Origin of the sequence: Moorena sp. SIO4E2 (genome assembly GCF_010671945.1) — a bacterium.
Classification (GTDB): Bacteria; Cyanobacteriota; Cyanobacteriia; order Cyanobacteriales; family Coleofasciculaceae; genus Moorena; species Moorena producens.
The window spans coordinates 1-7,332 of sequence record NZ_JAAHIE010000381.1 but is presented as its reverse complement, the minus strand read 5'-3'; the positions used below and the strand labels follow the sequence as shown (position 1 = coordinate 7,332).

General features: G+C 43.5%; 9 protein-coding genes. 8 read left to right on the top strand and 1 reads right to left on the bottom strand.

All coding sequences use genetic code 11. From position 1 onward, the window contains the following. Positions 1-128 precede the first annotated feature (128 nt). The 5 genes from trmB (at position 129) to rplT (ending at position 4,657) form a co-directional block, all read left to right on the top strand. Positions 129-770, top strand: a complete 642-nt coding sequence (gene trmB / locus F6K37_RS27940) for a tRNA (guanosine(46)-N7)-methyltransferase TrmB (RefSeq protein ID WP_044493866.1) — start codon at positions 129-131, stop codon at positions 768-770. Positions 771-1,158: 388 nt separating this feature from the next. Continuing rightward, positions 1,159-2,448, top strand: a complete 1,290-nt coding sequence (gene iscB / locus F6K37_RS27935; protein WP_287253673.1) for an RNA-guided endonuclease IscB — start codon at positions 1,159-1,161, stop codon at positions 2,446-2,448. Between the two features lie 234 nt (positions 2,449-2,682). Then, positions 2,683-3,978 (top strand): ATP-binding response regulator, encoded by a 1,296-nt coding sequence (locus tag F6K37_RS27930; RefSeq protein ID WP_008186582.1) that lies wholly within the window; start codon positions 2,683-2,685, stop codon positions 3,976-3,978. A gap of 66 nt (positions 3,979-4,044) precedes the next feature. Then, the gene (gene rpmI, locus F6K37_RS27925) at positions 4,045-4,242 is read left to right on the top strand and encodes a 50S ribosomal protein L35 (protein WP_008186584.1); all 198 of its coding nucleotides are present in this window, start codon (positions 4,045-4,047) and stop codon (positions 4,240-4,242) included. A gap of 61 nt (positions 4,243-4,303) precedes the next feature. After that, on the top strand, positions 4,304-4,657 hold the full coding sequence (gene rplT, locus F6K37_RS27920; protein ID WP_008186586.1) for a 50S ribosomal protein L20: 354 nt from the start codon (positions 4,304-4,306) through the stop codon (positions 4,655-4,657). Between the two features lie 20 nt (positions 4,658-4,677). On the opposite strand, the gene F6K37_RS27915 is transcribed toward rplT, so the two are convergent. After that, positions 4,678-4,839 (bottom strand): hypothetical protein, encoded by a 162-nt coding sequence (locus F6K37_RS27915; RefSeq protein ID WP_287253670.1) that lies wholly within the window; start codon positions 4,837-4,839, stop codon positions 4,678-4,680. Positions 4,840-4,992: 153 nt separating this feature from the next. On the opposite strand from F6K37_RS27915, the gene F6K37_RS27910 reads away from it, so the two are divergent. From F6K37_RS27910 to F6K37_RS27900, 3 genes are all read left to right on the top strand, one after another. After that, positions 4,993-5,805 (top strand): transporter substrate-binding domain-containing protein, encoded by an 813-nt coding sequence (locus F6K37_RS27910; RefSeq protein WP_008186587.1) that lies wholly within the window; start codon positions 4,993-4,995, stop codon positions 5,803-5,805. Continuing rightward, positions 5,798-6,325 carry a tetratricopeptide repeat protein gene (locus tag F6K37_RS27905; RefSeq protein WP_008186589.1) on the top strand — a complete coding sequence of 176 codons (528 nt, stop codon included), beginning with the start codon at positions 5,798-5,800 and terminating at the stop codon, positions 6,323-6,325. Before F6K37_RS27910 ends, F6K37_RS27905 begins: the two co-directional genes overlap by 8 nt. Before the next feature lie 141 nt (positions 6,326-6,466). Continuing rightward, positions 6,467-7,332: Rpn family recombination-promoting nuclease/putative transposase (locus F6K37_RS27900; RefSeq protein ID WP_287253668.1), on the top strand; the 866-nt coding region annotated here is incomplete at its 3' end.

Sequence of the window (7,332 nt, the reverse complement as noted above, 5' to 3'; positions counted from 1 at the left end):
TCGCCTCCTAGGGCGATTTACTCGCCCTAGGAGGCGCGCACCTAGATATCACATTTACAACTAGATTAGGGATATAACCCTTAATCCCTGATCCCCCATCCCCTGAGTAAAGTAAGGAGGTGCTAAGGTTGGCTAGAGTCAGAGTGCGACAACACGTTAATCCACTTAGCAAGCAATATCAGATGCCGGTGAGTCCTCCGGATTGGAATCAAGTTTATGCCCAAACTACTCAACCATTACATCTGGATATTGGCTGTGGGAGAGGGGAATTTTTATTGCAGATGGCAACACAACAACCCCACTGGAATTTTTTGGGGTTAGAAATTCGGGAACCATTGGTACAACAAGCCAACAGTAAGGTGGTAGATTTAGGGTTGAGCAATCTCCTATTTTTGTTCTGTAATGCTAATAGTTCTATAGATTCACTCTTTAGCTCTTGGCACCCTGGTGCCTTGCAGCGCGTCACTATTCAATTTCCTGATCCTTGGTTCAAGAAGCGACAAGCCAAACGACGTATAGTTCAGCCCACCTTGGTTGATAATCTAGGGGCTTATTTGACCAGTGGAGGGGAGGTCTTTCTACAATCCGATGTGGAGGAAGTGGCAGTGGAAATGCGATCGCGCTTCGATGCTCATCCAGTCTTCTACCGGCCAGAGACTGCTTGGCTGCCAACCAACCCCCTGCCAGTGCCTACTGAACGGGAAATTTCCACCCTCGCTCGTGGTGAACCTGTGTACCGAATGTTGTTCTTTCGCCGTGATGATGTTTAAGGAATAGTCAACTACCGCACGCTGAATCATAGATTACAGCGTGGGCTTGAAAGAGTCTGTTGACCAGACGGCTAGTTTTATTATTAGCAGCCGTTAAGACCAAGAGTTAAAATTCCTACCCTGGAGTACGTGCCAGCTCTAGGCTCTAGAAGTAAGTAATTAAACAGGTCATTCGGGAAAGCCAGTGTTACTTACAAAGTACCGGGTCTTAACATCGTCGTTCGCGCAAGCGTGTGCAAAGCACTCGGGAGCATCCCAATTTGGCACGTTAGCTCTTTTTAGGGGGCTGAAACCCTTGAAATATCGTTGCTTTGGGTAATATTGTTTCCAAAATGGGATGCTCCCAAGCACTCGGCAAACTTTACCCTGAAAAGGAGTGTTCAAAGTAATGCGAGTTTTCGTACTAGATAAAGATAAACAACCTTTAGAGCCTTGTCATCCGGCAAGAGCTAGAGAACTACTCAAAAAAAGGAGAGCTAAAGTTTTTAAACGTTATCCATTCACCATTATTCTGCTAGACAGAACAGTTAATAATTCGGTTACCCATCCATATCGAATCAAGATAGATCCTGGTTCAAAAACCACAGGTATTGCCATTGTCCAGGAGTCAACAGGACGAGTAACTAATGCCTTAGAAATTTATCATCGAGGTTTACAGATTAAAAATGCCTTGGAGTCTCGTAGGGCTTTAAGACGTGGACGGCGTAACCGTAAAACTCGTTACCGTAAGCCCAGATTTATTAATCGTATAAAACCGGAAGGATGGCTCCCACCATCGTTAATGAGTCGAATTTTTAATGTTGAGACTTGGGTTAGGCGACTTACTAAGTTATGTCCTGTAACTGCAATTTCTCAAGAGTTAGTCCGCTTTGACACTCAAAAGATACAAAATCCTGAAATCTCAGGGGTTGAATATCAACGAGGCGAGTTATTTGGTTTTGAGGTCAAAGAATATTTACTAACCAAGTGGGGACGAAATTGTGTGTATTGTGGTGCGGAAAACGTGCCTTTAGAAGTAGATCATATTATTCCCAAATCAAAAGGAGGTAGCAATCGAGTTAGTAATTTAACCTTGGCTTGTCGAAGCTGTAACCAGAAAAAAGGGAACAAACCCATTGAGAAGTTTCTCAAGAAAAAGCCTGATGTACTCAAAAGAGTACTAGCCAAAGCAAAAACCCCACTCAAAGACGCAGCAGCAGTAAATGCAACTCGTTGGGAATTATTCAGAAGACTAAAGCTAACTAGATTACCTGTAGAGACTGGCTCCGGCGGTCTGACTAAGTTTAATCGTAAAACCAGAGGCATTGATAAGACTCATTGGGCAGATGCTGCTTGTGTAGGTAAATCTACTCCTGAAAAACTGTTGCTCAATGGTATCAAGCCTTTAATAGTCAAAGCTAAAGGTCATGGTGTTCGTCAACGATGCAGAACTGACAAATATGGTTTTCCAAAAGCTCATGGATCTAAAGCTAAATTCTTTCGAGGGTTTCAAACGGGAGACATAGTTAAGGCTGATATCCCAAAAGGTAAATACGCTGGGCAATACACAGGACGGATTGCTATTCGTTATCGTCCTAGCTTCATGTTGTCATTACCTAATCAACGCTTTGATGTCCATCCTAAATACTTGCAAACAATCTTTAAGGCTGACGGTTATGAATACCAAGTCAATCAATAAGGATTCGCTACCGCTGGCCGTAGGCCACGCTACGCGAACAATTTATTTGTTGGCGGCAATTCCCCAGACACTGACCCTACGGGTTCAGGTGTCCGCCCCCTTGCCGCATTAATGGTGGAGTAGGAACACTCGTAGCCAAACCGCCTTCTGATTCAATCAGATCAGCGGGCTACTGGTCAGTATGCTCCTGCCCAATTTGCTTCTCCCCTATGGTTCGCTCTACGTAATTAAAGAATGAATAACCATCAAGCTGAGGCAACTCAGGCAGAAATTATGGTTGTGGATGACACACCAACCAATTTGCAGCTGCTATCTTCCATCCTGATTCAGCAAGGCTATCAGGTTAGGAGCATGATCGATGGACTACTTGCCTTGGAATCAGCATTGTGTGATCCACCGGATTTGATTTTACTAGACATTATAATGCCAAAGATCGATGGCTATGACGTCTGTAAACAGCTGAAATCTAATCAAAAAACTCAGGGAGTTCCAGTAATCTTTATCAGTGCTCTGGATGAAACTTGGGACAAGGTGAAAGCCTTTGCTGTTGGTGGTGCTGACTATATCACCAAGCCATTCCAGGTTGAGGAAGTTTTAGCCCGTGTGGAGAATCAATTGACTCTGCACAAGCTACAAACACAACTGATTGAGCAAAATCAACTGCTGCAACAGGAAATTCGCGATCGCATTTCCGCCCAAACTGCTTTAGAAGCCCTCAATCAAGAACTTGAAACCAGAATCCAAGCTCGCACAGTGGAACTAAGAGATTACTTAGAACAGCTACGCAACTTGGAATCGCAATTGCGTCAATCACTGGAGCGTGAAAAAGAAGTCAGTGACCTTAAATCTCGGATTATTTTTACCATATCCCATGAGTACCGTACACCTTTAATGACAATTCTATCCTCTGTGGAACTCCTAGAACAGTACCGTCATAAATTGACTGATTCTCAGCAAGTTAAACATTTTTGGCGGATCCAAGGTGCGGTCAAACATATGACTACCCTAGTCAATGATTTATTATTCATTAATCAAGCAGAATTTGATAAGTTAGAATTTCAACCAGTTGCTTTGAATTTAGTAACATTTTTTCAGGAGTTATTCTGCCCAATTCAATCAAGCCTTGGGGCTAAACATCGGCTACTATTTAGTAGTAAAAGAGACTGGGAGCCAATATTAGGAGACCCCAAAATTATTAGACAAATTCTGAATAACATCATCTCCAATGCCATTAAATATTCTCCCGATGGTGGGACTATTTTAGTACAGCTAAACGGAGATGAAGAGAAAGTAATCTTACAGATAATTGATCAAGGTATTGGCATCCCTAAAGAAGACCAACCAAAATTGTTTGAGTCTTTTAGTCGTGCCAGTAATGTGGGTATAATCCCAGGAACAGGACTAGGGTTATCAATTGTCAAAAGTTGTGTAGACTCACACGGTGGTAAGATTCACGTGGAAAGTGAAGTGGGTGTTGGAACAACCTTTACCATCACCTTGCCCAAGAATTTACCAGAAGAAGACGAATAAGCCGGTTACCTAATTACGCAGCAATTGGTATACAATAATAAATTGTGCCATTATTATAATCCGTCAATGCCTAAACTAAAAAGCCGCAAATCAGCTGCCAAGCGTTTTAGAGCTACTGGCAGTGGTAAAATAAGACGCCGCAAAGCGTTTAAAAATCACTTACTAGAACACAAGACCTCAGAACGGAAGGGGCGCTTGTCTAAACTGACCTTGGTAGACGAACGGGATGCGGATAATGTTCGCCTGATGTTGCCTTATATGTAAATCTTAACAGAAGACCTAAACTGCTAACACTACTAAACTAACATACTAGCTAGAATCAACCATGACACGGGTAAAACGCGGTAATGTCGCTCGTAAGCGGCGCAAAAAAATTCTCAAACTTGCTAAGGGGTTCAGAGGTTCCCACTCGAAACTCTTCCGCATTGCTAACCAACAAGTGATGAAAGCACTGCGCAATGCCTATCGTGATCGCCGCAAGCGCAAGCGGGATTTTCGACGTCTGTGGATTACTCGCATTAACGCAGCAGCACGTCAAAATGGCATTAGCTACAGCCAGCTGATGGGTCAAATGAAAAAAGCCAATATCCAAATTAACCGCAAGATGTTGGCACAGCTGGCAGTTCTGGATCCAGATAGCTTTAACAAAGTGGTGGAGTTAGCGGCTAAAGCTGAGTAAGCATATGCGCTACGCGCACGCTACGCGCGTCTGCGGTCAGCCGTCAGCTTTTGGCCATTCGCGTAGCGTAGCCATAGGCCAAGGCTAATGGCTGATAGCTGAATGCTTAGCAACCTGAGAAACTCTGGTTTTGGGTAAATGGGTAATCCGTAAGGGTAAGGCTTGTTGAGGGTAAAAACCATCTTTGGTTCTTTTGATTATTATAGATTATAAGAATTATCCCATCCAAATTGAATTGGGAGTTAATTGCTATTTAATTGGTATTGTTTTTTCAGGCAAGTCCCTTAAGCAAGACCGATTACCTTACCTTTTTGCGAATTTCGATTCCCCGACCGATGCTTAAGCACAAGTTCTTCAACTTTGGTATGGTCTTCGGATTGACGGCGATGTCTTTTTTGACACCGTTACGGGTTGGGAGTGCTCAACTTGAGGAAATAGAGCAGCGGGGTCAGTTGATTGTTGCTGTCAAAGATAATCTGCGCCCTTTGGGATATAGGGATGCGGATGGCAAGTTACAAGGATTGGAAATTGACTTAGCACGACGTCTAGCAGAAGAACTGTTAGGTAATTCTGATGCGGTGGTGTTGCAGCAGGTGGGAAATCTTGACCGACTGAAGGTGGTTTTGGACGGTGAAGTTGACCTGACAATTGCTAGAGTCACAGCCACAGCACCTCGCCGCCGATTAGTGGATTTTAGTATCCCCTACTACCTGGATGGCACGGGTTTGATTACTAAAGACCCCTTAATTACCAGATTGGGTGATCTCCATAGCAGAACCATCGCCATACTCAATCATTCTAGCACAATTGCTGTCGTGCAGTATGCTTTACCGGAATCTAGGGTGGTGGGAGTAGATTCCTACCAAGAAGCGCGTACGCTTTTAGAAAATGGTAGGGCTGATGCTTTTGCTGCCGATAAGAGCATTCTCAGTGGCTGGGTACAAGACTATCCTGAGTATCGGATGCTACCAGTGTGGCTCTCGGGTGAAGCCTTGTGTGTGGTGATGCCTAAGGGGTTACAATACACCAAGCTAAAGCAGCGCGTGAATCATGCGATCGCACGTTGGCAAGCAGATGGTTGGTTAGCTCAACGAGCTACTGCTTGGGGATTACCATTAAGAAGAAAAACTGTCAAACCTTATGAATGATACACTGCCAACTATTTATCTTTCCGTTTTGCTAGTCCTACTTGCTGGTGTTACTTTCGCGGTGCTGCGCCAAGTTATCAAAACTCGTAGAATTGAAACCACTCTCTCTCGGTTGGAGAAAAAGCTGCAAAAAGACCGGGGGACAGTTATAGAGTATTACGAGTTGGGCAGTATTTATGCGGACAAGAAGCTATTTGGTCAAGCTATCCTGCTATTTCAAAAAGCATTGAAAGGGACTGATGCTGACGAAGAAAACCTTGGTCCTGTCTATAATGCTTTGGGTTTCGCCTATTGTGCTAAAGAACAGTATGATCTGGCTATTCGCCAGTACAAAGAAGCCTTGAAGCAAGAGCCTGGATATGTCACAGCCCTCAACAATCTCGGTCATGTTTACGAGCGCAAGCAATTAACTGCTCAGGCGTTAGAAGCTTATGATGAGGCGCTCAAATATGACCCCAAGAATTCTACCGCTAAGCGTCGAGCAGAATCCCTCCGGAAACGGTTGGTTACACCAGCTTGAATAAAGTCAGAAGAATCAATTATGAAGTAAGCTGTTGAGCTAGGGTCGGCAAAAGGTCGTCACAGATAACCTGAACTGAAAAATCTATCACTTTTGCCCACCTTTGATTCAAATCGAGAACAGTAACACCAGCACAAGACAATGCCAGACACACATATTCGCTTTGATTGGGCAATCAAAAAACTGCTGCGTAATCAAGCTAACTTTGGTGTTTTGGAAGGGTTTTTAAGCGAGTTGTTGCATTTCGATATTACCATCAAAACCCTTCTCGAAAGCGAAGCTAATCAAGAAACACTCGATGATAAAACCAACCGAGTTGATATTCTCGCTGAAACCACTGATGGTGAGCTGATCCTGATTGAAGTACAAAACAACCCTCAACACGATTATTTTCACCGTATGCTCTACGGTGCGTCTAAGTTAGTCACCGAATACTTAGACAAAGGTGAAGAGTACGGTCAAATTAAAAAAGTCTACTCAATTAATATAGTCTACTTTAACCTGGGAATGGGAGATGACTATATTTATTCCTATCGTGGAGAATTCGTTGGGGCTAATCTGGGGGATATCCTGCAACCGACAAAAACTCAGGAATTTAAATTTCACATCAATAAAGTAGCAGATATCTTCCCAGAATACTACCTGCTGAAAGTAAGGAATTTTAAGGACTTAGCGAAAAACCCCTTAGATGAATGGATTTATTTTCTGAAAAACAGCGACATCAAAGCCGAATTTTCGGCCAAAGGAATAGCCGAAGCCAAGGAGGCGCTACGAGTCACTAATTTATCAGAACAAGAACGAGCCGCTTATGAGCGTTATATCAACAACAAGCGTGACGAAGCTAGTATCCTGAGTACCCAAGAGTTTGAGACTAAATGGCAAGTGGAACAGGCAGAAATTCGAGGTATTGAAAAAGGGATAAAACAAGAAAAAATAGCGATCGCCCGTTCCTGCCGGGAACAAGGTTTAGATGTGGAGACTATTATGAAAATCACCCAACTTTCTCG